The following is an 801-nucleotide window of genomic DNA, read 5'->3' as shown; positions in this document are numbered from 1 at the left end:
CTGTTCGCGGGCCTCTTTCTCGTTGCGACCGCGGCGTCGATCCTCCGAACTGCCTCTATCCCGCGAGACGACCGACTCGCGTCAGCCGCCCAGTGGCTCGAACGACGGTACCCGGCCCTCGGGACATTCGACGTATCCGAACGGGTTGCGCCGACGACCGAGGAGCGGAGACAGGAGCTCGAAGAGGAGTACGTCTCAGGAGAGCTGAGCGAGGCGGAGTTCGAGCGCCGGCTCGCACGGCTGATGGGCGAGCCTCCGGCGACTCGACGGTCGAAGTCGGAGACGGCGCTCGCTGAACGCGGCGTAAATACGCCGTTCGCGTGGGCACAAAACCTACGGGACTCGAAGCCCGACTGAGAACCGAAGATGCCCGAAGAGACCTCCACCCGCCGTCGGTTTCTGAAGGCCGGGAGCGTCACGCTCACGGCAGCGCTTGCGGGCTGTAGCAACGTCTCGTCGTCCGGCACAGAGCCATCCCAGCCGGAGAACCGACGACCGAACACCACGTCGCAAACCGAGGGCAGCGAGTACACTCGAGTCTATCGCGAGACGATCCCGTCGGTCGTGCTGGTCGATACGGGGCGGGGACAGGGGACCGGATTTCTATACGACGACTCACACGTCGTCACGAACGCGCACGTCGCCGGCACCGCGTCGGAGGCACAGCTCCGGTTCCACGACGGAACATGGAGTGACGGGACGGTACTGGGAACCGATTTCCACAGCGATCTCGCCGTCATCTCCGTCGACGAGGTGCCGGAGTCGACGGAGCCGCTGTCGTTCGTGCGAACCAGCCCGGTC

Annotated in this window: 1 protein-coding gene and 1 pseudogene; both read left to right on the top strand. The window is 65.7% G+C overall.

Going from position 1 to position 801, the window contains the following annotated elements:
• Positions 1-357: pseudogene (locus EXE44_RS20420) on the top strand (hypothetical protein); the annotation flags it as partial.
• Between the two features lie 9 nt (positions 358-366).
• On the top strand, positions 367-801 hold a 435-nt coding region (locus EXE44_RS17420), incomplete at its 3' end, for a S1C family serine protease (RefSeq protein WP_137718006.1).

Origin of the sequence: Halorubrum sp. SS7 (assembly GCF_005435055.1) — an archaeon.
GTDB classification, from domain to species: domain Archaea; phylum Halobacteriota; class Halobacteria; order Halobacteriales; family Haloferacaceae; genus Halorubrum; species Halorubrum salinarum.
Note: the sequence above shows the minus strand (reverse complement) of the source record. Positions and strands in the feature narration are given on the sequence as shown.